Origin of the sequence: Pseudomonas sp. RIT-PI-r (assembly GCF_001297015.1) — a bacterium.
Lineage (GTDB): Bacteria > Pseudomonadota > Gammaproteobacteria > Pseudomonadales > Pseudomonadaceae > Aquipseudomonas.
In genome coordinates, this window is the sequence record NZ_LIGE01000029.1 from 56,130 (window position 1) to 80,367 (window position 24,238).

The window sequence follows — 24,238 nt, forward strand, 5'->3', positions numbered from 1 at the left end:
ATCCTGCAACGGGATTGAAGGTGCAGGCATGGAGGGCGAACCTGATAATTATCATCGGGTTTGCCCTTTTTTTTACCTTGCAGCCCGGTCTTCACGGGACTCATGGAGCTGGCGCGTTTCCTGCAAGTCCCCCGTAAATCGCCATAAAACGAGCGCTCGCGGTCATCCCACCGGCGCCCGAAGCGGCAAAAGGTTGAGGCAGACGGCCCGCAAAGCTCAAGAAAGCATTGCGCAGCCCGGTGACGAACAAGAGGGGAGACGATGAAGGCAGTAATTTTGGCGGGTGGCCTCGGCACGCGCATCAGTGAAGAGTCGCACCTCAAGCCCAAGCCGATGATCGAGATCGGTGGCAAGCCAATTCTCTGGCACATCATGAAGCAGTATTCCGCTCACGGAATCCACGACTTCGTGATCTGCCTGGGCTACAAGGGTTATGCGATCAAAGACTTCTTCGCCAACTACTTCCTGCACACCTCCGACGTCACCTTCAACATGCGCGAAAACCGCATGGACGTGCACCAGAATTACAGCGAGCCGTGGAGCGTCACGCTCATCGACACAGGCGAGGAAACCATGACCGGTGGCCGCCTGTTGCGTGCCGGCCGTTACCTCAAGGATGAAGAGGCGTTCTGCTTCACCTACGGCGATGGTGTTTCCGATCTGAACATTCGTCAGTTGGTCGATTACCACAAGGCTCATGGCCGCCTCGCGACCGTGACGGCGGTGCAACCGCCAGGGCGCTACGGTGCGCTGGAGCGTCAGGGCGATCAGGTTCTCGGCTTCACCGAAAAACCCCGTGGTGATGGTGGCTGGATCAATGGTGGCTTCTTCGTGCTGTCGCCGAAAGTGCTGCCGTACATTGCTGGCGATGAAACCACCTGGGAAGCCGAGCCATTGGCCCGTCTGGCTCAGGATGAGCAGCTCAAGGCTTTCGAACACGATGGCTTCTGGCAGCCCATGGACACCCTGCGCGACAAGAACCATCTCGAAGCGCTGTGGCAGAGCGGGGAGGCCCCATGGAAGCAATGGGCCTGAGTGCGGATTTCTGGCGCGGCAAACGCGTTCTCGTCACCGGACACACCGGTTTCAAAGGCAGTTGGCTGACCCTGTGGCTGCAAAGCCTCGGCGCGCAAGTCAGCGGCTTTGCCCTGGAGCCGTCGACCGAACCAAGCCTGTTCGAACTGGCGCGGGTACACGAAGGCATCAACGACCAGCGCGGCGATCTGCGTGACCTCGGTGCCTTGCTGGAAATCATCGCCGACATCGAGCCGGAGATTGTTTTGCATCTGGCCGCGCAGCCATTGGTTCGCGAAGGCTATCGCGATCCGCTGGGTACTTACTCCAGCAACGTCATGGGCACGCTGAACCTGCTCGAAGCCATTCGTCAGGTCGGTTGCGTGCGCGCCTGTGTGCTGGTGACCACCGACAAGGTCTACGCCAACAAGGAATGGCTGTGGCCGTACCGTGAAGACGAAGCCCTTGGTGGCCATGATCCTTACAGCAGCAGCAAGGCTTGCTGTGAGTTGCTTGCGCAGTCTTATGCCGCGTCGTTTTTTCCGGCCGACAAGTACGCCGAACACGGTCTGGCCCTGGCCACGGCGCGTGCCGGTAATGTTCTGGGCGGCGGTGACTTCGCACCCGAGCGACTGATTCCCGACGTGCTCAAAGCGTGGAGCGCCGACGAACCGGTGACCCTGCGTTACCCGCAAGCCGTGCGCCCGTGGCAGCACGCGCTGGAACCGCTGGCCGGTTACCTGCAACTGGCCGCCGGTCTCTACGAACAAGGCCCGGAATTCGCCGGGGCGTGGAACTTCGGCCCGGGTGAGGCGGACATGTGCAGCGTTGGCGAAGTGGTCGAATTGCTTGCCAGCCGCTGGCCGCAGGCGCGCGGACTACGCATCGAAAAAAGCGAACTGCACGAGGCCGGCCTGCTGCGTCTGGACAGCAGCCGCGCACGCCAGCTGCTGGGCTGGCAACCACGCTGGACCTTGCAGGCATGCCTGACCCAGACCCTCGACTGGCACCTGGCGTGGCAGAACGGCGATGACATGCGCACCGTCACCCTCGGCCAACTGAACCTGTACCGAGGCGCGCTGTGAGCGAGTTTTCCTTGCAGGCGTTGCCGCTGGCCGGCCTGTTCAGCGTCCGGCACAAACGCTTCGAAGACCAGCGCGGGCACTTTGCCCGGCTGTTCTGCGAAGGCAGCCTGAGTGCGTTCGGCAGCGAATTCCATATCCGCCAGATCAACCATTCCTGCACCCGCGAGAAGGGCAGTGTGCGCGGTCTGCATTATCAGAATGGCAACGCCCCGGAAGCCAAGCTGATCACCTGCCTGCGCGGTGAAGTGTGGGACGTGGCGGTGGATCTGCGCCCCGACTCGGAAACGTTTTTGCACTGGCACGCCGAGCATCTGAAGGCCGGCGACGGTCGCAGCCTGCTGATTCCGGCCGGGTTCGCCCACGGTTTCCAGACCCTCACCGAGGACGCCGAACTGCTTTACCTGCACAGCGCCGATTACGCGCCGGAGCACGAGGGCGGTCTGTCGGTCAATGATCCACGGCTGGCGATTGCCTGGCCGTTGCCTGTCAATAATTTGTCAGCGCGTGATTCCAGCCATCCCGCGCTCGATCAACACTTTGCTGGAGTGCGTCTATGAACTGCCGTGGGTGCGCCGCACCGCTGAGCCTGCCGCTGATTGATCTTGGCACCTCGCCACCGTCCAACGCCTATGTGCACGCCGATCGTCTTGAACAGGCTGAGCAGTGGGTGCCGCTGAAGGTCGCGGTGTGTCAGCAATGCTGGCTGGTGCAGACCGAGGATTACACCAGCGCCGACAGCCTGTTCGACGCCGAGTACGCCTACTTCAGTTCGTTCTCCAGCACCTGGCTGGCCCATGCCGAGCGCTATGTCGGCGAGATGGTCGAGCGCTTCGGCCTGAGCGCCGATAGCCGCGTGGTGGAAGTCGCCGCCAATGATGGTTACCTGCTGCAATATGTGGCCGGTCGCGGCATCCCCTGCCTCGGTGTTGAACCGACGCGCAGCACCGCGCAAGCGGCTCGTGAAAAAGGCCTGGAAATTCGCGAACTGTTCTTCGGTCGTGGGACTGCCGCGCAGTTGCAAGCCGAAGGCTGGGGCGCTGATTTGATGGCGGCCAACAACGTGCTCGCGCATGTGCCGGACATCAACGATTTCCTCGGCGGTTTCGCAACGCTGCTCAAGCCGACCGGCGTGGCCACCTTCGAATTCCCGCAACTGTTGACGCTGATGGCCGGCGCGCAGTTCGACACGCTCTATCACGAGCACTATTCCTACCTGTCTTTGACCGCCGTGCAGACCCTGTGCGAGCGCAATGGCCTGGAAGTCTTCGACGTCAGCCAACTGACCACCCACGGCGGTTCGTTGCGGGTGTTCGTGCAGCGCAAGGATGGCCAGCGCCGCGCGGTTCAACCGGCAGTGCAACAGCAGTTGCAAGCCGAGCTGGATGCCGGGGTAAAAACCGCCGAGTACTACGCGACCCTCGCGCCTGCCGCTGAACGTATCAAGCATGAACTGCTGCGCTTTCTGCTGCAGGCCAAGGCCGACGGCAAACGTGTGGTCGGTTACGGCGCGGCCGCCAAGGGCAACACCTTGCTCAACTACGCCGGGGTCAAACCGGACCTGCTGGCCTGGGTGGCGGATGCCAACCCGCACAAGCAGGGCAAGTTCCTGCCGGGCAGTCGCATCCCGATCGTTGCGCCAGCGCAGATCGATCTCGAAAAACCCGACTACGTGCTGGTGCTGCCGTGGAACCTGCTGCATGAAGTCAGTCAGCAACTGGCGCAGGTGCGTCAGTGGGACGGGCGCTTCGTGATCGCCGTGCCTGAGTTGAAAGTGCTGTGAAGGTTCTGGTCACCGGAGCCACGGGCTTTGTCGGCCGGCATCTGGTTGCCGCATTGCTGGCACGTGGCTGCGAAGTCCGCGCCGTGGCGCGTAACGCGCAAACGGCGCAAGGCATGCCGTGGATCAACGACGTCGAGTTTGTGAGCGCGGATATTCACGCGCCCGATCTGGATGTCGCTGCGCTGGTAGAAGGCATCGATGCGCTGGCGCATCTGGCGTGGCCGGGCTTGCCGAACTACCGGGCGCTGTTTCATTTCGAGCACAACCTGATGGCTGATTACCGCTTTATCAAAAGCGCGGTCGAGGCGGGCGTGCAGCAGGTGCTGGTCACCGGCACCTGCTTCGAATACGGCATGCAAAGCGGCCCGCTCAGCGAAAGCAGCGAGCCACAGCCGAGCAATCCTTACGGTCTGGCCAAACACACACTGCACCTGTTTTTGCAGAATCTGCAGCAGCAACAGCCGTTCACCTTGCAGTGGGCGCGCCTGTTTTATCTGCATGGTGAAGGGCAGAACCCCAACAGTCTGTTGGCGGCACTGGACCGGGCCGTCGATGCCGGTGAGCCGTCGTTCAACATGTCGGCCGGCGAGCAGCTACGCGATTTTCTACCGATTGAAAACGCCGCCGATTATCTCGTTGCGATTGTGCAACAACGCGATTTCAACGGTGTGATCAATTGCGCCAGTGGCCAACCGGTATCGGTACGGGCACTGGTCGAACAACGTCTGCGCGAGCGCAGTGCTTCGATCGATTTAAACCTGGGGCACTACCCCTACCCGACACACGAACCCCTGGCGTTCTGGGCCGTGGTCGACCGATTGCAACAGTTACTCGAGGCGCAACGCATCAGCTGATGCACCTCCAGTGGATGCCCTTTGGCAGCGCAACTATCAAATGACTTTTCAGTGAGACCGGACAATGAGCGATAACGTAATCAAAGCCTTCGAGGCGGAGTGCCAGGCCGAAGTGACTGCCCAGGGCCAGGACAAGGACCTGAAGGCGCTGGCCCAGGAGTTCTACAACCAGTCGGCCAAGCACAAGTACACCTATCACTTTTCGTGGATGGGCCGTCCGATCATCCAGTTGCCGCAAGACATGATGGCGATGCAGGAACTGATCTGGCGGATCAAGCCGGACCTGGTGATCGAATGCGGTATCGCCCACGGCGGTTCGATCATCTACTACGCCTCGCTGCTCGAATTGCAGGGCCACGGCGAAGTGCTGGGCATCGATCGCGATATTCGTGCGCACAACCGCGAAGCCATCGAAAGCCACCCGATGATCAAACGCATCAGCATGATCGAAGGCTCGAGCCTCGATCCGGCGGTGGTCGAGCAGGTGCGTCAGGCGGCGGCCGGCAAGAAAGTCATCGTCGTACTCGATTCCAACCACACCCACGAGCATGTACTCGAAGAGTTGCGTTTCTACGCACCGCTGGTGTCGGTCGACAGCTATTGCGTGGTCATGGACACCGTGGTCGAAGACATGCCGGCCGATGCCTTCCCGGATCGTCCGTGGGGCCCGGGTGACAACCCGAAAACCGCCGTGTGGGCGTACCTCAAAGAGAACGACGATTTCGAGATTGATCAGGCGATGCAAGACAAGCTGCTGATCACCGTCGCGTCGGACGGTTATCTGCGCCGGGTTCGTTAATCAGTTCCATTATCAAAGCGTTTTTCGGGCGGTTTCGCCGGTCGTGGGAGAAGTTATGCAAGGCAAGTCTGTTTCTGAACAAAAGCTGCCATTGAGCGAGTTGCTGACGGTGGTACTGATCACCCACAACCGCCCGGCGTTTCTGCGTCGAGCGCTGCAGTATTACAGCAGCCTGCCTTGCAAGGTTCTGGTGCTGGACTCGTCTCCCGAGCGCCCGGAAGGTGATTTTTCGGCGGTCGACTATCAGCACCTGCCGCAATTTGCCTATTGGGGCATGCAGGCCAAACTGACCTATGGCGTTGCGCAACTGACCACGCCTTATATGGTATTCGCCGCCGACGACGACTTCATCCTGCACGAATCGCTGGCCGAGTCGGTCAACTTCCTCGAAGCCAACCGCGACTATGGTCTGTGCCACGGCTACTGCCTGATGTACCTGGCGCTGGCCGGCAGCGTCAGCTACTACCGCCGCGACAAGAAGATCTGCGAAGACTACGCCTCAGAGCGCGCCGAGGATCGAGTCCTCGATTTCATGCATCAGTATGTGCCGCCGTTCTATGGCGTCTGCCGCACCTCGATCATTCAGGACTGGTACGCGGCATTGCCGCCGGGCACCAGTTTCGAATGGCAGGAGATCGGCCACACCTATTACCTGCTGGCGAACGCCAAGGCGCGGATCCTGCCGATCCCGTATGTCGTGCGTGAGATCAATGTCGGTTTCTCCGACCACAACACCGAGGTGTATCACGCGCTGTCGTACACCGACTCCAAGTCGGTGGCCGAGCGCGAAGCCTTCGCCGAATTCCTCGCCTCGTTGCCGACCGCTATCAAGGATCTCGATCAGGCGCAGCGCAAGGCGTTTGCCCTGGAAAGTTTCGCGGCCATGACCGACAGCCTGGTCACAGGGCGGGCGTTGACGGCCGAGTTGATTTTCGAGTCGACCTGGAACCACCTGACCAAAGCCCCTGAGCGCAAATTCGGGCCACGGCAATACGTCGAGATGCCGTTCTACAACCAGCGCTTCTTTGACTTGCTGGCCCAGTTCGAGTTTCTGCTGCACGCGATGCCGGCCGGTCGTATCCAACTGGAAAAGCTCGAAGGCATCTGGACCCGCCAGGAGTACCTGTTGCAGTCGCGCAATAACGATACGGCGGAAAGTGTCCTCGACCGTTTGTGGCAGGCCCACGACAGCAACGTGTTCAACCGTCGCGTGGTCAAGCGTCTGGCCGAGCAACTGCAGATCCTCGGCGAGGACGATCAGGCGCAGGAAATGGCTGAGTGGGCGACGCGTCTTGACGTCGTGTCAAATGTCGAACACTACCCGGTCTTCAACAAAATGCGCTCAGGCCGTTTGCTCGACTGGATGGCTGCCCGCAAGCCGGACGCCGAACAAGCCGGGTTGATTGCCGCGCATCTGGCGGCGAACAATGGCGGACCACAATTCGGCATTTTCCTGCTGGATCTGGACAACGACATCGACAAGCTGCAAGTTACCCTCGACAGCCTCGTCGAAGGGCACAGCAAAGCCTTCAAAATCGTGGTCTTCACCACGGACGAGCCACAGAGTGCGACCACTGCACAGAATACCTTGCACTTTGTCCGGGTCACGCCGGGCAACTTCATCGACAAACTCAACCAGAGCGCCGCGCAGTCTCCGTGCGACTGGTTGCTGCTGGCCAACGCGGGCGATGAATTCACCGCCGGTGGCCTGTTGCGTGCTGGCCTGGAATTGATGTCCGCCAAGGATCTGCGCGCGGTGGCCACCGATGAAATCCAGCGCACTGAAGATGGCGCGCTGGTGGATGTATTCCGTCCGGGTTTCAACCTTGATTTGCTGCAAAGCGTGCCATCGCTGATGGCGCGCCATTGGCTGATTCGACGCGACGTTTTCCTTGAAGCGGGCGGTTATCAGGCCGATTTCAGCAAGGCGCTGGAGTTTGACCTGTTGTTGCGCCTGATTGAGCAGGGTGGTCTCGGCGGTCTGGCGCACCTCGATGAGCCGCTGCTGATTACCCAGGCCGCTGCAGTGCAAGAGAATGCCCACGAGCGCCTGGCGTTGCTGCGTCATTTGGGCAATCGCGGCTACAAGGCCAAGGTCACTTCGTCGCTGCCAGGCACTTGGCAGGTCGATTATCGTCATACCGAACTGCCAATGGTGTCGATCATTGTGCCGGCCAGTGATGACCTGCCAGCGCTGCGCCGTTGCGTGGAGGGCGTGCTGCTCAGAACCCGCTACAGCCGTTATGAATTACTGGTGGCGGCCAACCCGAATCAGTCGGCGGCGGTCAACGACTGGCTGGGTCAGTTGCGCAATCCCCGCGTCAATGTCTTGCGTGCCGATCAGGCGCTCGGTGAAGTGGCGTTGTATAACGCCGCCAGCGAACAGGCGCGGGGTGACTATCTGGTGCTCCTGGCCGCTGACAGCGAAGTCGTCAACCCGAACTGGATCGACTCGTTGCTCAACCAGGCCCAGCGTCCGGAAGTGGGCATCGTCGGCGCCAAACTGGTCGACCGCGATGGCAAGATTTCCCAGGCCGGCTTGATTCTAGGCCTGAACGATGGGGTGGGTTCGGCGTTCATCGGCGAAAAACATGCGGCCGAGGGCTACATGCAGCGTTTGGCCGTCGAGCAGAATTACTCGGCTGTGTCCAAGGTCTGCCTGATGGTGCGCAAAGAGCTGTTCAACGCTCTCGGTGGGCTGGACGAAGTGACCTTCGCTGACGGTTTCAGCGATATCGATCTGTGCCTCAAGGCAAGTCAGAACGGTTTCCTCACTGTGTGGACGCCGTCGGTGCAGGTGCTGCATACCGGCGCGTTGCCAGAGGCTCCCCAAACACTGGCGGCACTGCGTGAGAAATGGCCTGATGCGTTCGCGCAGGATCCGGCTTACAACGCCAACCTGGCCCTGACCGGCAAAGGTTTTACCTTGGGCGAAAACAGCTCGATCAATTGGGCTCAGTTGCTCGCCTAAGCGTGCCGGACAGGAATCAACCTATGTTCAACGGTAAATCGATTTTCATCTCTGGCGGCACCGGTTCGTTCGGGCGCAAATTCATCGCCCGACTGCTTGAGCAATACCAGCCCAAACGCGTGGTGGTGTTCTCCCGTGACGAGTTGAAACAGTACGAAATGCAGCAGACGTTCAACGCGCCGTGCATGCGTTATTTCATTGGTGACGTGCGTGATGCTGACCGTCTGCGTCAGGCCATGCGCGGCATCGACTACGTGGTGCATGCCGCGGCGTTGAAGCAAGTGCCGGCGGCGGAATACAACCCGACCGAATGCATTCGCACCAACGTCAATGGCGCGGAGAACATCATCGCGGCCGCCATCGACAACGGCGTGAAGAAGGTCGTCGCGCTGTCCACCGACAAGGCGGCCAGCCCGATCAACCTGTACGGCGCGACCAAGTTGCTTTCGGACAAGTTGTTCGTCGCGGCCAACAATATTGCCGGCGAGCAGGAAACCCGTTTTGCCGTGGTGCGCTACGGTAATGTGGCCGGCTCGCGCGGTTCCGTGGTGCCGTTTTTCAGCAAGCTGATCGCCGATGGCGCGCAGCAGTTGCCGATCACCGACGAGCGCATGACCCGATTCTGGATCACCCTCGATCATGGCGTGCAGTTCGTCCTCGACAGCTTCGCGCGCATGCACGGTGGCGAAGTGTTCGTGCCGAAGATTCCGTCGATCCGCATCGTCGATCTGGCGCGTGGCATGGCGGAGCATCTGCCGCACAAGAATGTCGGTATTCGTCCGGGTGAAAAACTCCATGAGTTGATGGTGCCGCTGGACGATGCGCGGATGACCCTTGAGTTCGAGGATCACTACACCATTCAGCCGTCGATCCGCTTCACCAGCGTCGATGTCGATTTTGCCGTCGACAAGCTCGGCGAGCAGGGGCGTGCCGTGAGCGAAGATTTCGAGTATCGCTCCGACACCAATCCGCATTTCCTCTCGGTCGGGCAGATCGCCGATCTGCACGCGAAGCTTTCGGCATGATTCCCTATGGTCGGCAGAGTCTCGATCAGGCGGACATCGACGCCGTGGTCGAGGTGCTGCAATCGGACTGGCTGACCCAAGGGCCGGGCATCGAGCGTTTCGAGCAGGCGATGGCCGAGCGTTGCCAAGCCGATTTCGCTGTGGCGGTGTGCAATGCCACGGCAGCGCTGCACATTGCTTGCCTGGCCGCAGGGCTGGGGCCGGGTGATCGTTTGTGGACCACGCCGAACACCTTTCTCGCTTCCGCCAATTGCGGACGCTATTGCGGTGCCGAGGTAGATTTCGTCGACATCGATGCGCTGACCTGGAACCTCGATGCGTTCGCCCTCGAAGCGAAGCTCGATCAGGCCGAGCGTGACGGCACGTTGCCGAAAGTTCTGGTGGCGGTGGCGTTCTCCGGACAGAGCTGCGACATGCGCAAGATTGCCACGCTTGCCGAGCGCTACAACTTCACGGTGATCGAGGATGCCTCGCACGCCGTGGGCGCAAGCTATGCCGGGCGTCCGGTCGGCTGTGGCCAATTCGCAGCCATGACGGTGTTCAGTTTTCATCCGGTGAAGATCATCACCAGCGCCGAAGGCGGCATGGTGCTGACCAACCGCCCGGAACTGGCCGAGCGTCTGCAACGTCTGCGCAGCCATGGCATGACTCGTGATCCGCTGCAGATGAGCGAACCCAGCCACGGTCCGTGGTACTACCAGCAGATCGAGTTGGGTTTCAATTACCGCATCACCGATCTGCAAGCTGCGCTGGGTTTGTCGCAACTGGGCAAACTCGACGACTTTATCGCCCGTCGTCGTGAACTGGCGGCGCGTTATGATCGCTTGTTGGCGTACTTGCCGGTGACGCTACCGAGCCTTCAGCCAGAGGCTGAATCTGCCTGGCATCTGTATGTGATTCGTTTGCAGACCGAGCGCATCAGCCTCAGCCATCGTCAGGTGTTCGAAGGCTTGCGCGCCGCCGGTGTTGGCGTGAATCTGCATTACATCCCGGTGCACTTGCAGCCTTACTATCAAGCGCTGGGTTTTGCCGAGGGCGACTTCCCCGAGGCCGAGCGTTACTACGCCGAGGCGATCAGCCTGCCGCTGTTTCCGTTGTTGAGCGATGAACAGCAGGATTACGTGGTCGAGCAATTGCGTCGGCTGACCGAATAATGGCCGCTGAGGCAATGGACGAGTAATGGCAATGCGTCATTTGAGTGAGCAGGAAAAATTCTGGCAGGGCGACTTCGGTAACCAGTACGTCGAGCGCAATGTCGGCCAGCCGCTGGTGGCGGCGAATCTGGCATTGTTTGCCAAAGCGCTGAGCCGCGCCGGGCGCATCGCCAGCCTGGTCGAACTGGGCACCAACGCCGGCAACAATTTGCAGGCGCTGCATCAGTTGCTGCCGCGCTGTGAGCTGTTCGGCGTCGAGATCAATGACAGCGCCTGTGCTCAGGCCCAGGCGTTGGACATTGCCCATATCTGGCATGGCTCGCTGTTCGATTTTCCGCGCGAGCGCTGCTACGACCTGACCCTGAGCAAAGGCGTGCTGATTCACTTGGCCCCGGAGCTGTTGCCGACCGCTTATGCGCAGTTGTACGAGTTGAGCCAGCGCTACATCCTGATTGCCGAGTATTACAATCCGGCCCCGGTGGAAGTCTCCTATCGCGGTAACAGTGGCAAGCTGTTCAAGCGCGATTTCGCTGGCGAGATGCTTGATCGCTATGCTGATCTGCAATTGCTCGATTACGGCTTTGTCTATCACCGTGACCCGCAATTCCCGGCGGACGATGTCACCTGGTTCCTGCTGGAAAAACGTCCTTGAGCAAGGTTGCAATCATCCCGGCCCGTGGCGGCAGCAAACGCATCCCGCGCAAGAATCTCTTGCCGTTCGATGGCGTGCCGATGATTGTCCGTTCGATCCGCACCGCGCTGGAATCAGGCTTGTTCGATCAGGTCGTGGTCAGCACCGACGATGCCGAGATTGCCGATGTGGCACGCACGCAGGGTGCGCAGGTGCCGTTCCTGCGCCCGGAGGAACTGGCCGATGATTTCACCGGCACGGCGGCAGTGATCGTGCATGCCTTGCAGCAGTTGCCGGCGTTCGATTATGCCTGCTGTGTGTACGCCACGGCGCCGCTGTTGCAGGCGCATTATCTGCGCCAGGGAATCGAGTTGCTGGAGCAGCATCCCGACAAGTCTTTTGCGTTTTCCGTGTGCAGCTTCGGGTTTCCGGTGCAGCGTGCGCTGACGCTGGACGGGCAGGGCGCCTTGAAGGCGTTGTACCCGGAATTTCGCCATACCCGCTCGCAGGATCTGCCCGAAGCGTTTCAGGATGCCGGTCAGTTTTACTGGGGCCGCAGTGAGGCCTGGTTGCGTGGTGAGGCGGTCTATTCGCCGGCCAGTCTGCCGGTGGTTCTGCCCCGGCACCTGGTGCAGGACATCGACACGCCTGAGGACTGGAAGCGCGCCGAATACTTGTATGCCGCGCTCAAGGCTGGCGGAGAGCTGCAATGAGAGTGCTGATTCGCGCGGACGCCTCGCCGACCATCGGCAGTGGTCATATCGCCCGCTGCCTGACGCTGGCGCGCGTGTTGCGCGGGCAGGGCAGCCACGTCGCGTTTGCCTGTCGGCAATTGCCGGGGCATCGGCTCGATATGCTGAGCGGCGAAGGGTTTGAGACCTTTGCGCTGCCCGATCTCTACCCCGCTGAAGACCCGCAGCAAGCCATCGAATCGATGCTGCCGTGGCAGGCCGATATCGACGCACTGGGTCTGCTGCTGGGCGGCCATGCCGAGTTCGACTGGATCATCGTCGATCATTACGGCCTCGATCATCACTGGCAAACCGCTGCACGCCGCTGGGCGCATCGCATCGCGGCGGTGGATGATCTGGCGACCCGACGCTACAGCGTTGATCTTTTGCTCAATCAGAACTTGTCCGGACTCAGCGAAAACTACTCACCTCTGCTGCCTGAAGGTTGCCGCACGTTGCTCGGCCCGCGCTACGCCATGCTGCGCGAAGAGTTCAATTGCCCGGCCATCGAGATCAAACCCACAGCTCGCCGGGTACTGGTGAATTTCGGCGGCTTCGATGCGGCGATGCAGACTCATCACGCGATGCTCGCCCTCGCTGAATTCAGCGAGTTGCAGGTGGATTTCGTTGCTGGCGCCGACAACCCGGCGTGGGCGCAGATGCAGGCATTGGCCGAGACGCGGCCGAACTGGCGCCTGCACAGTTTTGTCAGTGATTTCCATCAACGCATGACTGAGGCGGACCTGTTTATCGGCGCCGGCGGCGGCACCAGTTGGGAGCGCGCGGCGCTGGGTTTGCCAACGATCTGCATTGCGGTGTCGAACAACCAGCAGAACAACGGTGAAGTGATGGCGGCGGCGGGGGCGCATGTGTTCATGGGCGCCCGCGAGCAGGTCAGTGTCGAGCAGTTGCGTGACGCTGTCGGTTTTGTTGTGGGCAACCATTTTCTGCGCCAGAGCCTGGCCGAGCGTTCGCGGCGACTGGTCGATGGTCGCGGCGCCGAGCGCGTCGCGGCAGCGCTGGCGGGCGCGGTGCTCAAGCTGCGCCCGGCGACGCTGGACGATGCGCAGTTGCTGTTCGAGGGACGTAATGCCCAAGCCGTGCAGCGCTGGTCGCCGGAGACTGGCGCGATCGATTGGACGCAACACCTCAACTGGCTGACGGCAGCTTTGCGTAATCCGCAGCGATTGCTGTTGATCGCCGAGGCGGACGACGGCGCCGTCGGGGTGTTGCGTTATGACTTGCGTGGTTTTGAAGCCGAAGTATCGTTCTACCTGTTGCAAGGACGTTTCGGCCTCGGCTGGGGCAGGGCGCTGTTGACCCGTGGCCAAACGTTTGTCGCCGCACACTGGCCGCAACTGACGGTCATCAGCGCCCGTGTCATGCCGGACAATCTGCCCTCACTGAATGTGTTTCGTGACGCCGGGTTTACCCAGAGTGCCTGTGCGTTCACCCGTGTTTTGAAGGATCACCCGCATGACTAGTTTCAAGATCGGCGACCGCTCGATCGGCGCCGATGCGCCGCCCTTCATCATTGCCGAGATGAGCGGCAACCATAACCAGTCGCTGGACGTGGCCCTGCAAATTGTCGAAGCGGCGGCCAAGGCCGGTGCGCATGCCTTGAAGCTGCAAACCTATACCGCCGAGACGATGACCCTGGATCTGGCCGAAGGTGAGTTCTTCATCAAGGATCCAGGCAGTCTGTGGGCAGGCACTTCTTTGTATGCCCTGTACGAAAAGGCCCATACGCCGTGGGAATGGCACGCACCGATTTTTGCCCGCGCCAGGGAATTGGGCATGCTGGCATTCTCGACGCCGTTCGATGAGACGGCGGTGGACTTTCTCGAAAGCCTCGACGTGCCGGCCTACAAGATCGCCAGTTTCGAAAACACCGATCTGCCGCTGATTCGCCGCGTGGCCGCTACCGGCAAGCCGCTGATCATCTCTACGGGCATGGCCAGTATCGCCGAGCTGGATGAAACCGTGCGCGCCGCGCGTGAAGCCGGCTGCAAGGATCTGGTGCTGCTCAAATGCACCAGCACTTACCCGGCAACTCCGCTCAACAGCAACGTGCGCACGATTCCCCATCTGCGTGAGTTGTTCGGTTGCGAGGTGGGGCTGTCCGACCACTCGATGGGCGTGGGCGTGTCGGTGGCGGCGGTGGCGCTTGGTGCGACGGTAGTGGAAAAACACTTCACCCTCGACCGTTCGGCGGGTGGCGTCGATGCGAGTTTCTCGCTGGAACCGGCAGAAATGGCCAGTCTGGTGGTGGAAACCGAACGTGCCTGGCAGGCCTTGGGTCAAGTGCGTTACGGCGCCACCGAAGCCGAACTGAAATCGGTGGTGTATCGCCGCTCGCTGTACATTACCGCCGACATGGCCGCCGGTGACACCTTTACCGGGGACAATCTGCGGGCGATTCGCCCCGGTCTCGGTCTGCCGCCCAAACACACCGACGCCGTCCTCGGCCGCCGCGCACGTGCGCCGATCAAGCGCGGCACGCCGCTGGACTGGTCGCTGGTCGAATAAGCCGATCTGCACCGAATCGGCAAAATAGCGTGACCTGCGAGTCATAACGCGCATCTTCACTGTATTGTATTGATCGGGGAGATGGCGCCTGGCTCGTTTTCGATTCCAGTGATAGCCCTTTGCGCTCCCCGTGGCTGCCCGTTGTGGCGGCCGTTTTCTGTTTGTCGGCGCCCCTCGAAATCCTTGCGAGCGGTGGTCTTGGGCTGTTTTTTTATTGGGAAGCCGTAATGATTGGCATAAAAAGCATTGCGAGCTACGTTCCTGTAGCCGGCGTGGACAATTACGCACAAGGTGCAAAATTCGAAAAGGATGAAGAGTTCATCATTGGCAAGATTGGTTCGGCGTTTCTGCCACGCAAAGACGCTGAACAGGAAACTTCCGATCTGTGCGTGGAAGCGGCCAATGCGCTGTTTGCCAGCAACCCTGAGCTGAAGCGTGAATCGATTGACGCGTTGATCGTCGTCACTCAGAACGGTGACGAAGAAGGCCTGCCGCACACCGCTGCGATCGTGCAGGACAAACTCGGTTTGCCGACCAATGTCGCGGCGTTCGACATCTCCCTGGGCTGCTCCGGTTACGTCTACGGCATCTACGCGATCAAGGGCTTCATGGAAGCCGCCGGCCTGAAGAACGGCCTGCTGATCACCGCTGACCCGTATTCGAAAATCGTCGACCCGGAAGACCGCAACACCACCATGCTGTTCGGCGATGCCGCGACCGCCACGTGGATGGGCGAAGATCCAGTCTGGGCGCTGGGCAAGGCCAAGTTCGGCACTGACGGCTCCGGTGCACCGCACTTGAAAGTCACCGATGGCGTGTTCTTCATGAACGGTCGTCAGGTGTTCAACTTTGCCCTGCTCAAAGTCCCGGCACACTTGCACGAACTGCTCGATGATTCCGGTCTGAAAGCCGATGACATCGATGCCTTCTGCATTCACCAGGGCAGTGCGGCGATTGTCGATGCCGTGGCGCGGCGTTTCGAAGGCGAGCCGGAGAAGTTCATCAAAGACATGGTCGAGACCGGCAACACCGTGTCGTCGAGCATTCCGTTGCTGCTGGAAAAGCACGTCATCGATTCCGATTGGCAGCGTATTGCGCTCAGCGGTTTTGGCGTTGGTTTGTCGTGGGGCTCGGCGATCATCTATCGTCCTTGAACCGAAGCAAAAACGGCGGATACAAAAATAGCGTTCAAGGTTAACCTTGAGCGCTATTTTTTTGCCTGAACGGGGAGCGCGAGGCGCCATGAGCGAGTTTTTTCAAGCCAATGCCGAGGTGTTGCAGCGGCGCTGGCCGGCGCTGTTCGAGCGACTGCAGGCAGAAGACAGTGCGGCCGTTGCGGCGCAATTGGTCGAGGGACTTGGCTCGACGCTGAGCATCAACGGCATTCAGCTCACCAGTCGTCACGATCGCCTTCATGAAGCGCAGACTCAGGCCGCCAGCCTGCCCGACAAGCCGCAGTTGCACGTCTATGGCACCGCTCTTGGGGATTTGCCCGTTGTGCTGCTGGAGCGCGAAGGGCTGCAACGGTTGTACGTGCACATCCTCAACGGCGCGTTGTTCGCGCTGGTGCTGCAACTGCTTGATCAGCGCCAGTGGCTGGAAGATCCGCGTACCGAACTGTTCTACGCCGGCGATCTGTCGGACATTTGCTCACCGTTTTTTGCGCTGCCTGCCGAAATGCTGCTGGCCGATGACTTCAGCGCGAAGATCCGTGATCGGCTGGTCAATGAAGTCCATCTGAGTTTCAACAATCGCGAATTCGATGCGCAGTCTCCGTTCATACAGCAGCGCTTGCAGGACTGCTTACCGGTGCTGCTCGGCGATGACGATGTCGCGCAATTGTTTGGCATGTGCACCGAGCGCGAGATCTATGTGATCGGCACCGGCCCGACGCTTGAAGGGCATTTTCAGGCACTGGCGGCCATCCAGGCTCAGGCACAGCCTCCGCTGTTCATCTGCGTCGACACCGCTTATCGGCCATTGCGTGAACACGGCATCGTGCCGGATCTGGTGGTGACCATTGATCAGCGCATCAGCTTTCGACATTTGCCGTTCGAAGCGTCCGACGATATCCCGCTGGTGTATTTGCCAATGAGTGACCCCGAGGTGTTGCGCGCCTGGAAGGGCAAGCGCTACGGCGGCTACTCGGCCAGTCCGGTGTATGCGCAATTGCGTGAGCAGTATCCGCGCGGGGAACTGCATGTGGGTGGCAGCGTGATTCATCCGGCGGTGGATCTGGCGGTAAAACTGGGCGGCACGCGCATTACCTTGTTCGGCGCGGACTTCGCCTTCCCGATGAACAAGACCCACGCCGGCTGGAATGATGGCGAGCTGGGTCCGGGTGTGAGTCAGGCGCGGCATTGGGTGCGCGACGGGCATGGCCAGCGTGTCAGTACCCAACTCAACTTTCGCGGATATCTGTGTGTGCTGGAACGTTACATCGCTGCGCATCCGCACGTTCAGTTCTTCAATAGCAGCCGGGCGGGCGCGCTGATCGCCGGAGCGCAGTTCAATCAGGAGTTCGTGCAATGACGGCGATGCAAGCGTGTATCGGTGAATGCCGTCAGTGCGCAGTTCTGTTTCGGCTGGGGCGGGATGTCGAGGCTGCGTTGAGCATGGTCGATGTCTTCGAGGGAGCGCAGCAGTGGCTGCTGTCCGCGCCTGCGGATGCCCAGCAGATGTGGACCCAGGTGCTCACGCAAATGCTCGATTGCCAGGAGCGCCAGGACTGGTTGGGACTGGCTGACTATATGGAGTATGAACTGGTCGAATTGCTGCAAAGCGTTCCGGCCTGAGCAGGCCGACAGCGCTGGCCCGCAGGTTTGCGCGGCAGTCGGTTTTATGGCGTCATTTTTTCGCGGGCGATGGGTGGCTAAGTCATTGTTTTCGCGGGGGTGGCAGGGTGATGGCAAATTTTTTTCAAAAAGCCCTCAAGCAACCTGCAATCCCGACGATAACTATTACGAAGGTTCTCTAGGCCATACCCGGCGGTTGCCAGGGCCGGAAGCCGCAGTACCCAACCAACGAGGAATTCGTCATGGCTTTAACAGTAAACACCAACACCACATCGTTGAACGTTCAGAAAAACCTGAACCGCGCTTCCGACGCTCTGTCGACTTCGATGCAGCGCCTGTCTTCCGGCCTGAAAATCAACAGCGCTAAAGACGACGCCGCTGGCCTGCAGATCTCCACCCGTATGCAATCGCAAATCCGCGGTGGCAACCAGGCTATCCAGAACGCCAACGACGGTATCTCCGTTGCTCAGACCGCTGAAGGCGCTCTGCAAGCTACTACCGACATCCTGCAGCGTATGCGTGAACTGGCTGTTAAAGCACGTACCGGCACCAACGGCACTGCTGACCAGAAAGCGACCAACAAAGAATTCGCCGACATGTCGGACGAAATCACCCGTATCGCAGCTTCCACCAACCTGAACGGCAAAAACCTGCTGGACGGTTCGGCTGGTACTGTGACTCTGCAAGTTGGCGCAAACACCGGTACTGCTAACCACATCGACCTGGTACTGAGCTCCAAGTTCGACGCCGTCAACCTGTCCGTAGACAAAGGTACTCTGGCTCTGACCGGTACTGACGCTGCTACCGCTGGTAGCAACATCGACAACGCTATCACTGCAATCGACGCTGCTATCGCTGCGATCGGTGATACCCGTGCCAGCCTGGGTGCTTCGCAAAACCGTCTGACCAGCACCATCTCCAACCTGCAGAACATCGTTGAGAACACCACCGCTGCACAGGGTCGTGTACAAGACACCGACTTCGCCGCGGAAACTGCTAACCTGACCAAGCAGCAAACTCTGCAGCAGGCTTCGACCTCCGTTCTGGCTCAAGCCAACCAACTGCCTTCCGCTGTACTGAAGCTGCTTCAGTAATTTCGGATCGAGTTTGGGCGGGGGAGTGCGCTTGTCGTGCTCTCTCGCCCTTTTACGTTAGGAGGTGATGAGCATGGACATGAGCGTCAAGCTTAACCAGTCTTATCCGGCTCCCAAGCCAGTCACGCCGGTTGCTGACAAACCGTCAGAAACGCCCAAAGTTGCCAAGACTGAAGCGCCGGTCGCTGCCAAGAGTCAGGTTACGGACGACGCCAAGTTGAAACTGGCGGTGCAGGAGATCGAGAAATTCGTACAATCGATCAAGCGCAATCTGGAGTTCTCGATCGACGAGCATTCCGGGAAGGTCATCGTCAAGGTGATCGCAAGCGAGACGGGTGAGGTCGTTCGACAGATTCCCTCCGCAGAAGCCCTCAAGCTGGCAGACAGTCTGGCCAATGCGAGTCACGTGTTGTTCGACGCCAAAGTCTGATAGCTGGCATGAATAATGTTTGTCCATTCTCAGGGCGCGTGTAACGGTCAAAAGAATGGCAACAATCTGAAGGGAGATGCACATGGCAAGTCCAATTCTACCGGGTTCCGGACTGGGTTCCGGCCTGGACATCGGTGCGATCGTCACTGCGCTGGTCAACGCCGACAAGGCGCCAAAGCAGACGCAGATCGATACCGCGACCAAAGCCAACACGCTGAAGATTTCCGGCATCGGTTCGCTGAAGAGCGCATTGACCGCGTTCCAGACGGCAATGACCAATCTGGGCAGCAAGACCAATCCTGCATTTGCCGGCTTCACCGCGACTTCCAGCAACACCAACCTGACCGCGATTTCCGACAGTACTGCGGTTTCGGGCAATTACAACGTTGTTGTCAGTCAGTTGGCCACGGGTTCGAAAATCGCCAGCGCCTCTTTCGCCGGCGGTGCCGCCAGTGCCATTCCGAGTGGTACCCTGAAAATCAGTCAGAATGGCACTGATTACAATGTCGATATCCCGGCCAATGCCACGTTGCAGACCACTCGCGACGCCATCAACAAGGCTCAGGGCGCCAACGGCATTTCTGCCAACATCGTGACCGACAGTACCGGTGCTTCGCGCCTGGTAATCAGTTCGAGCAAGACCGGCGAAGGCTCTGACCTCAAAGTCAGCGGTATTGCCGGTCTGGAAATCGATGGTACCCAGGAGATGGGCGCGAGTCCGGCTGCAGGCGCTTCAGGCGCCGTCAACGGCGTTGCGAAAAACGCCAAGCTGACCATCGACGGCCTTGAGGTCACCAGCAAAAGCAACACGGTGAGCGGCGCAATCAGTGGCTTGACCCTGAATTTGACGACGGTCAGTGAGGGCACGCCGCCGAGCAAGCCTACGGCTGTCACCGTGGATGCCAACACCAAAGGTCTGCAGACTTCGATTCAGTCGTTCGTCGACGCTTACAACACCTTGAAGACCACCATCGATACGCTGTCCAAGGCGACGCCGGATGCCGATGGCAAGTTGACCGTGCAAGCGGCATTCACCGGCGACGCGATGCCGCGCACGCTGATTGCTGACGTGCGTGCCGAGTTGACCAACACGGGGGCTGGCGGTCCGTTGGCGGTGCTGTCGCAGTTGGGTGTAATGACCGACCGCAACACCGGTAACCTGACGTTTGATACCAGCGCTTTCACCAAAACCATGGCCCAGCCAGGCATGACCGGTCAGGTTCAACAGTTGTTCACCGGTACCGACGACACCAATGGTCTGTTGGCGCGCATGAGCAAAGCAGTGGACCCGTATCTCAAGCCAGCTACAGGTGATATTACCGGCAGTGGTTTGCTTGATCAGCGCATGGCTATTCTTACCAAGAACACCAAAAGCCTGACCGAGCAGCAATTGGCGCTGGATTTGCGTGTCGCCAACCTGACCAAGACGTTGACTGCCAAGTACAACGCCATGGACTTGCTGGTAGGGCAGATGAAGGCGACGGCGAGCAGCATTACCTCGTTCTTCACCTCGCTGAACGCTCAGCAGTCCGCGAAGTAACAGACGTGCACGACAAAAACCCGGCTACGCTTTATCGGCGTGCGCCGGGTTTTTGTCTTTTGATCTAAAGTTCTCTGATTCGTTGGCGATACACTGGATATACGAGTCATTGTGGCAATGAGGTAGAACATGAATCCGATGTTAGCCCTTCGGCAATACCAGAAAGTCGGCGCACACGCACAGACGTCCGAAGCGAGCCCGCACCGTCTGGTGCAAATGTTGATGGAAGGCGGTCTGGAGCGCATTGCTCAGGCCAAGGGCGCCATTGAGCGCAAGGATGTTCCTGCCAAGTGCACGGCCATCAGCAAGGCCGTTGGCATCATTGGTGGCTTGTGTGAAGGCCTGGATCTGGAAAACAGCGCCGATTCGGTAGGTGAGCTCAATCAGCTCTACATTTACATGATGAAGCGACTGGCCGAAGCCAACGTCAAGAGCGACCCGAAGATTCTCGACGAGATTGCCGGCCTGCTGCGCACTGTGAAGGAAGGCTGGGACGGCATTGCTCCGCCGGGCCCCCAGTTTTAAGGAGAGCACCATGAGTCTTGTATTGCAGCGAATTGCCGATACCCGTGAAGCGTTGGTCACTGCCTTGGCCGAGCGCAATTGGGAAGCTATTGGTGAGCTGGATCTGGCTTGCCGTTCCTGCATGGAAGACGTCATGGCTGAAGCTGCACTGGATGAAGTCGCGTTGCGCGATAATCTTGAAGAGTTGCTCCATGTCTACAAGGAGCTTCTTGAGGTGGCCATGGGTGAGCGGCAGGCGATAGCCAACGAGATGTCGCAGATCACCCAAGCGCAGAAGGCGGCAAAGGTTTACCATCTGTTTGGTTAATTAACCTCCAGTTAATCCAGACATGTGCGCCATAAATTTGACTGTGCACGGTTTTTTGACTTAACTAGTGGCTGTTTTCAGATTTCAGGCGTCTACAGGCACATGGTGTCCTGCAAGCGTGTCGCTTGCCCCATTTTTCGGGCATTGAGTTGACTAGGGAAGTTGCTATTGCATGTGGCGTGAAACCAAAATTCTGCTAATCGATGACGATAGCGTCCGCCGCCGCGACCTGGCGGTGATTCTAAATTTTCTCGGTGAAGAAAATTTACCCTGCGGCAGCCATGACTGGCAGCAGGCAGTCGGCTCTTTGTCGTCTAGTCGTGAGGTCATTTGCGTACTGATCGGGACGGTTAATGCTCCTGGCGCGCTTTTGGGCTTGCTAAAGACACTCTCAACCTGGGATGAGTTCCTTCCGGTTTTGTTGATGGGCGATAATTCTTCCGTTGACTTGCCTGATGACCAGCGTCGCCGAGTGCTTTCGACCCTCGAAATGCCGCCCAGCTACAGCAAATTGCTCGATTCGCTGCACCGCGCCCAGGTCTATCGCGAGATGTATGACCAGGCCCGCGAGCGCGGTCGTCATCGCGAACCCAATCTGTTCCGCAGCCTCGTCGGCACCAGCCGGGCGATCCAGCACGTACGCCAGATGATGCAGCAGGTCGCCGACACCGACGCCAGCGTGCTGATCCTTGGCGAGTCAGGCACGGGCAAGGAAGTGGTTGCGCGTAACCTGCATTACCACTCCAAGCGCCGCGACGCGCCGTTCGTGCCGGTCAACTGCGGGGCGATCCCGGCAGAGCTGCTCGAAAGCGAGTTGTTCGGCCACGAGAAGGGCGCCTTCACTGGCGCGATCACCAGCCGTGCCGGGCGTTTCGAGCTGGCCAACGGCGGGACGCTGTTCCTCGACGAAATCGGCGACATGCCGCTGCCGATGCAGGTCAAGCTGCTGCGCGTGCTGCAGGAACGCACCTTCGAGCGCGTGGGCAGCAACAAGACCCAGAGCGTCGACGTGCGCATCATCGCCGCAACGCACAAGAATCTCGAAAGCATGATCGAGATCGGCACCTTCCGCGAAGACCTCTACTATCGCCTGAACGTGTTCCCGATCGAGATGGCCCCGCTGCGTGAGCGTGTCGAAGACATCCCGTTGCTGATGAACGAACTGATCTCGCGCATGGAGCACGAGAAGCGTGGTTCGATCCGCTTCAACTCGGCGGCGATCATGTCGCTGTGCCGTCATGGCTGGCCGGGCAACGTCCGCGAACTGGCCAACCTGGTCGAGCGCATGGCGATCATGCACCCGTACGGGGTGATCGGTGTGGTCGAGCTGCCGAAGAAATTCCGCTACGTCGATGACGAAGACGAGCAAATGGTCGACAGCCTGCGCAGCGATCTGGAAGAGCGCGTGGCCATCAACGGCCATACGCCGGACTTCACCGCCAATGCCATGCTGCCGCCGGAAGGCCTGGATCTGAAGGACTACCTCGGTGGTCTGGAGCAGGGCCTGATTCAGCAGGCGCTGGACGATGCCAATGGCATTGTGGCGCGTGCCGCAGAGCGTCTGCGTATTCGCCGTACCACGCTGGTCGAGAAGATGCGCAAGTACGGCATGAGCCGGCGCGATGGAGATGAACAGGCGGATGATTGACGCCTGTTTTTCAACTGCTTCATTTATAAGCGGTTTTTTTTAGGCACGGGTATTGCTACAGCCCTCGCAACGTTCCGTTTAACTGACGGTCAGCCAAGCGAGAAGCACAATGCCCCAAGCCGCCCAGATGTCTTCTGCCTCCAGTCCCGAGGGGCAACCGTCCTCCGTAGAACAGGCAAGCCGACAGGGTCTTGAGCAGGCCTTCGAGCTGTTCAATCAGATGTCCAGCCAGTTGACTGATTCCTACAGCATGCTCGAGGCGCGGGTGACCGAGCTCAAAGGTGAGCTGGCGGTGGTCAGTGCCCAGCGCATGCAGGAACTGGCGGAAAAAGAACGCCTGGCCAACCGTCTGCAAAACCTCCTCGATCTATTGCCCGGTGGCGTCATCGTGATTGACGGCCACGGCATGGTGCGCGAAGCCAATCCGGCTGCCATTGAGCTGCTTGGCCTGCCACTGGAAGGCGAACTGTGGCGCCAGGTGATTGCGCGCTGCTTCGCCCCGCGTGAAGACGATGGTCATGAAATCTCCCTGAAAAACGGTCGGCGCCTGTCGATTGCGACCCGCTCGCTGGACGCCGAACCGGGTCAGTTGGTGCTGCTCAACGACCTGACAGAAACCCGTCATCTGCAAGATCAATTGGCACGGCATGAACGCCTGTCATCGCTAGGGCGCATGGTCGCCTCGCTCGCTCATCAGATCCGCACACCGCTGTCCGCCGCACTGCTGTACGCCAGTCATTTGACTGAGCAGGAGTTGCCGGTGGCCACGCAGCAGCGTTTCGCCGGGCGCCTGAAAGAGCGCCTGCATGAGCTCGAACACCAGGTGCGCGACATGCTGGTATTCGCTCGCGGTGAATTGCCGCTGACCGATCGCCTGACTCCCGGCGCCTTGATGCAGGCCCTGCAAGCGGCGGCGCTGACCCATGTGCAGGATCTGCCAATCCGCTGGCAGTGCGACAGTCATGTCGGAGAGTTGCTGTGCAACCGCGACACCCTGGTCGGCGCGTTGTTGAACCTGATCGAAAACGCGATTCAGGCCAGCGCCGGCGATGTACGGCTGAAAGTGCACTGCTATACCCGCGACAACGCCTTGCGCATCAGCGTCAGCGACAGTGGCAGCGGCATCGAGCCCGCTGTTCTGGCACGGCTCGGCGAACCATTTTTCACCACCAAAGTGACCGGTACTGGCCTGGGCCTGACGGTGGTCAAGGCGGTGGCCCGGGCGCATCAGGGAGAATTGCAGCTACGTTCGCGGGTCGGGCGTGGCACGTGTGCGCAGGTCATCCTGCCGCTGTTTTCCGTTGTACAGGGAGCTGAGTAAAGGTC

General features: G+C 59.8%; 23 protein-coding genes. All 23 read left to right on the forward strand.

All coding sequences use genetic code 11. The features are described from left to right. Positions 1-261: 261 nt before the first annotated feature. The 23 genes from rfbF to AK821_RS17615 all read left to right on the forward strand — a co-directional run bounded on the left by rfbF (position 262) and on the right by AK821_RS17615 (position 24,233). A complete protein-coding gene (rfbF, locus tag AK821_RS17505) occupies positions 262-1,035 on the forward strand; it encodes a glucose-1-phosphate cytidylyltransferase (RefSeq protein WP_034153269.1) in 774 nt (257 codons plus the stop codon). Further along, on the forward strand, positions 1,017-2,099 hold the full coding sequence (gene rfbG, locus AK821_RS17510; RefSeq protein WP_064390837.1) for a CDP-glucose 4,6-dehydratase: 1,083 nt from the start codon (positions 1,017-1,019) through the stop codon (positions 2,097-2,099). Before rfbF ends, rfbG begins: the two co-directional genes overlap by 19 nt. Further along, a complete protein-coding gene (locus AK821_RS17515) occupies positions 2,096-2,656 on the forward strand; it encodes a dTDP-4-dehydrorhamnose 3,5-epimerase family protein (protein ID WP_064390838.1) in 561 nt (186 codons plus the stop codon). The genes rfbG and AK821_RS17515 overlap by 4 nt, the downstream gene beginning before the upstream one ends. Beyond that, a complete protein-coding gene (locus AK821_RS17520) occupies positions 2,653-3,879 on the forward strand; it encodes a class I SAM-dependent methyltransferase (RefSeq protein WP_064390839.1) in 1,227 nt (408 codons plus the stop codon). Before AK821_RS17515 ends, AK821_RS17520 begins: the two co-directional genes overlap by 4 nt. Then, positions 3,876-4,733 carry an NAD-dependent epimerase/dehydratase family protein gene (locus tag AK821_RS17525; RefSeq protein ID WP_064390840.1) on the forward strand — a complete coding sequence of 286 codons (858 nt, stop codon included), beginning with the start codon at positions 3,876-3,878 and terminating at the stop codon, positions 4,731-4,733. The genes AK821_RS17520 and AK821_RS17525 overlap by 4 nt, the downstream gene beginning before the upstream one ends. 64 nt (positions 4,734-4,797) lie before the next feature. Next, on the forward strand, positions 4,798-5,532 hold the full coding sequence (locus AK821_RS17530; protein WP_064390841.1) for a cephalosporin hydroxylase family protein: 735 nt from the start codon (positions 4,798-4,800) through the stop codon (positions 5,530-5,532). Between the two features lie 55 nt (positions 5,533-5,587). Continuing rightward, positions 5,588-8,503 (forward strand): glycosyltransferase family 2 protein, encoded by a 2,916-nt coding sequence (locus AK821_RS17535; RefSeq protein WP_064390842.1) that lies wholly within the window; start codon positions 5,588-5,590, stop codon positions 8,501-8,503. 23 nt (positions 8,504-8,526) lie between these two features. Then, entirely contained in the window at positions 8,527-9,528 is a 1,002-nt protein-coding gene (pseB, locus tag AK821_RS17540; protein ID WP_064390843.1) for a UDP-N-acetylglucosamine 4,6-dehydratase (inverting), read from the forward strand. Then, positions 9,525-10,682: a UDP-4-amino-4,6-dideoxy-N-acetyl-beta-L-altrosamine transaminase gene (gene pseC, locus AK821_RS17545; RefSeq protein ID WP_064390844.1), complete on the forward strand. Its 1,158-nt coding sequence runs from the start codon at positions 9,525-9,527 to the stop codon at positions 10,680-10,682. The genes pseB and pseC overlap by 4 nt, the downstream gene beginning before the upstream one ends. Before the next feature lie 31 nt (positions 10,683-10,713). Further along, the gene (locus AK821_RS17550) at positions 10,714-11,334 is read left to right on the forward strand and encodes a pseudaminic acid biosynthesis-associated methylase (RefSeq protein WP_064390906.1); all 621 of its coding nucleotides are present in this window, start codon (positions 10,714-10,716) and stop codon (positions 11,332-11,334) included. After that, positions 11,331-12,026, forward strand: coding sequence for a pseudaminic acid cytidylyltransferase (gene pseF / locus AK821_RS17555; protein WP_064390845.1), 696 nt, complete (start codon positions 11,331-11,333; stop codon positions 12,024-12,026). Before AK821_RS17550 ends, pseF begins: the two co-directional genes overlap by 4 nt. Further along, positions 12,023-13,528, forward strand: a complete 1,506-nt coding sequence (gene pseG / locus AK821_RS17560) for a UDP-2,4-diacetamido-2,4,6-trideoxy-beta-L-altropyranose hydrolase (RefSeq protein ID WP_064390846.1) — start codon at positions 12,023-12,025, stop codon at positions 13,526-13,528. The genes pseF and pseG overlap by 4 nt, the downstream gene beginning before the upstream one ends. Beyond that, on the forward strand, positions 13,521-14,573 hold the full coding sequence (pseI, locus tag AK821_RS17565; protein WP_064390847.1) for a pseudaminic acid synthase: 1,053 nt from the start codon (positions 13,521-13,523) through the stop codon (positions 14,571-14,573). Before pseG ends, pseI begins: the two co-directional genes overlap by 8 nt. A gap of 227 nt (positions 14,574-14,800) precedes the next feature. After that, positions 14,801-15,727: a ketoacyl-ACP synthase III gene (locus AK821_RS17570; RefSeq protein ID WP_064390848.1), complete on the forward strand. Its 927-nt coding sequence runs from the start codon at positions 14,801-14,803 to the stop codon at positions 15,725-15,727. Between the two features lie 88 nt (positions 15,728-15,815). Continuing rightward, positions 15,816-17,105: a motility associated factor glycosyltransferase family protein gene (locus tag AK821_RS17575; protein ID WP_064390849.1), complete on the forward strand. Its 1,290-nt coding sequence runs from the start codon at positions 15,816-15,818 to the stop codon at positions 17,103-17,105. Then, positions 17,102-17,368, forward strand: a complete 267-nt coding sequence (locus AK821_RS17580) for a hypothetical protein (RefSeq protein ID WP_064390850.1) — start codon at positions 17,102-17,104, stop codon at positions 17,366-17,368. The genes AK821_RS17575 and AK821_RS17580 overlap by 4 nt, the downstream gene beginning before the upstream one ends. 242 nt (positions 17,369-17,610) lie before the next feature. Further along, the gene (locus AK821_RS17585) at positions 17,611-18,462 is read left to right on the forward strand and encodes a flagellin domain-containing protein (protein WP_064390851.1); all 852 of its coding nucleotides are present in this window, start codon (positions 17,611-17,613) and stop codon (positions 18,460-18,462) included. Between the two features lie 73 nt (positions 18,463-18,535). Next, positions 18,536-18,892: a flagellar protein FlaG gene (locus AK821_RS17590; protein ID WP_064390852.1), complete on the forward strand. Its 357-nt coding sequence runs from the start codon at positions 18,536-18,538 to the stop codon at positions 18,890-18,892. Positions 18,893-18,974: 82 nt separating this feature from the next. Continuing rightward, positions 18,975-20,432 (forward strand): flagellar filament capping protein FliD, encoded by a 1,458-nt coding sequence (fliD, locus tag AK821_RS17595; protein ID WP_064390853.1) that lies wholly within the window; start codon positions 18,975-18,977, stop codon positions 20,430-20,432. A 129-nt stretch (positions 20,433-20,561) separates the two neighbouring features. Then, positions 20,562-20,957, forward strand: coding sequence for a flagellar export chaperone FliS (gene fliS / locus AK821_RS17600; protein ID WP_064390854.1), 396 nt, complete (start codon positions 20,562-20,564; stop codon positions 20,955-20,957). Positions 20,958-20,967: 10 nt separating this feature from the next. After that, on the forward strand, positions 20,968-21,264 hold the full coding sequence (locus tag AK821_RS17605; RefSeq protein ID WP_016984299.1) for a hypothetical protein: 297 nt from the start codon (positions 20,968-20,970) through the stop codon (positions 21,262-21,264). Between the two features lie 172 nt (positions 21,265-21,436). Next, positions 21,437-22,912, forward strand: a complete 1,476-nt coding sequence (locus AK821_RS17610) for a sigma-54 dependent transcriptional regulator (RefSeq protein WP_064390855.1) — start codon at positions 21,437-21,439, stop codon at positions 22,910-22,912. Positions 22,913-23,039: 127 nt separating this feature from the next. Then, positions 23,040-24,233 (forward strand): sensor histidine kinase, encoded by a 1,194-nt coding sequence (locus tag AK821_RS17615; protein ID WP_161806660.1) that lies wholly within the window; start codon positions 23,040-23,042, stop codon positions 24,231-24,233. The last annotated feature ends 5 nt before the right edge of the window (positions 24,234-24,238 follow it).

What these genes read in the sequence shown, in the direction of transcription:
- pseI (WP_064390847.1), top strand. Translation starts at nt 13,521, where the DNA reads ATGACTAGTTTCAAGATCGGCGACCGCTCGATCGGCGCCGATGCGCCG.
- AK821_RS17605 (WP_016984299.1), top strand. Translation starts at nt 20,968, where the DNA reads ATGAGTCTTGTATTGCAGCGAATTGCCGATACCCGTGAAGCGTTGGTC.
- AK821_RS17550 (WP_064390906.1), top strand. Translation starts at nt 10,714, where the DNA reads ATGCGTCATTTGAGTGAGCAGGAAAAATTCTGGCAGGGCGACTTCGGT.
- AK821_RS17585 (WP_064390851.1), top strand. Translation starts at nt 17,611, where the DNA reads ATGGCTTTAACAGTAAACACCAACACCACATCGTTGAACGTTCAGAAA.
- rfbF (WP_034153269.1), top strand. Translation starts at nt 262, where the DNA reads ATGAAGGCAGTAATTTTGGCGGGTGGCCTCGGCACGCGCATCAGTGAA.
- AK821_RS17575 (WP_064390849.1), top strand. Translation starts at nt 15,816, where the DNA reads ATGAGCGAGTTTTTTCAAGCCAATGCCGAGGTGTTGCAGCGGCGCTGG.
- AK821_RS17610 (WP_064390855.1), top strand. Translation starts at nt 21,437, where the DNA reads ATGTGGCGTGAAACCAAAATTCTGCTAATCGATGACGATAGCGTCCGC.
- AK821_RS17615 (WP_161806660.1), top strand. Translation starts at nt 23,040, where the DNA reads ATGTCTTCTGCCTCCAGTCCCGAGGGGCAACCGTCCTCCGTAGAACAG.
- AK821_RS17580 (WP_064390850.1), top strand. Translation starts at nt 17,102, where the DNA reads ATGACGGCGATGCAAGCGTGTATCGGTGAATGCCGTCAGTGCGCAGTT.
- rfbG (WP_064390837.1), top strand. Translation starts at nt 1,017, where the DNA reads ATGGAAGCAATGGGCCTGAGTGCGGATTTCTGGCGCGGCAAACGCGTT.
- pseG (WP_064390846.1), top strand. Translation starts at nt 12,023, where the DNA reads ATGAGAGTGCTGATTCGCGCGGACGCCTCGCCGACCATCGGCAGTGGT.
- fliD (WP_064390853.1), top strand. Translation starts at nt 18,975, where the DNA reads ATGGCAAGTCCAATTCTACCGGGTTCCGGACTGGGTTCCGGCCTGGAC.
- pseB (WP_064390843.1), top strand. Translation starts at nt 8,527, where the DNA reads ATGTTCAACGGTAAATCGATTTTCATCTCTGGCGGCACCGGTTCGTTC.
- AK821_RS17535 (WP_064390842.1), top strand. Translation starts at nt 5,588, where the DNA reads ATGCAAGGCAAGTCTGTTTCTGAACAAAAGCTGCCATTGAGCGAGTTG.
- AK821_RS17590 (WP_064390852.1), top strand. Translation starts at nt 18,536, where the DNA reads ATGGACATGAGCGTCAAGCTTAACCAGTCTTATCCGGCTCCCAAGCCA.
- fliS (WP_064390854.1), top strand. Translation starts at nt 20,562, where the DNA reads ATGAATCCGATGTTAGCCCTTCGGCAATACCAGAAAGTCGGCGCACAC.
- pseC (WP_064390844.1), top strand. Translation starts at nt 9,525, where the DNA reads ATGATTCCCTATGGTCGGCAGAGTCTCGATCAGGCGGACATCGACGCC.
- AK821_RS17520 (WP_064390839.1), top strand. Translation starts at nt 2,653, where the DNA reads ATGAACTGCCGTGGGTGCGCCGCACCGCTGAGCCTGCCGCTGATTGAT.
- AK821_RS17530 (WP_064390841.1), top strand. Translation starts at nt 4,798, where the DNA reads ATGAGCGATAACGTAATCAAAGCCTTCGAGGCGGAGTGCCAGGCCGAA.
- AK821_RS17570 (WP_064390848.1), top strand. Translation starts at nt 14,801, where the DNA reads ATGATTGGCATAAAAAGCATTGCGAGCTACGTTCCTGTAGCCGGCGTG.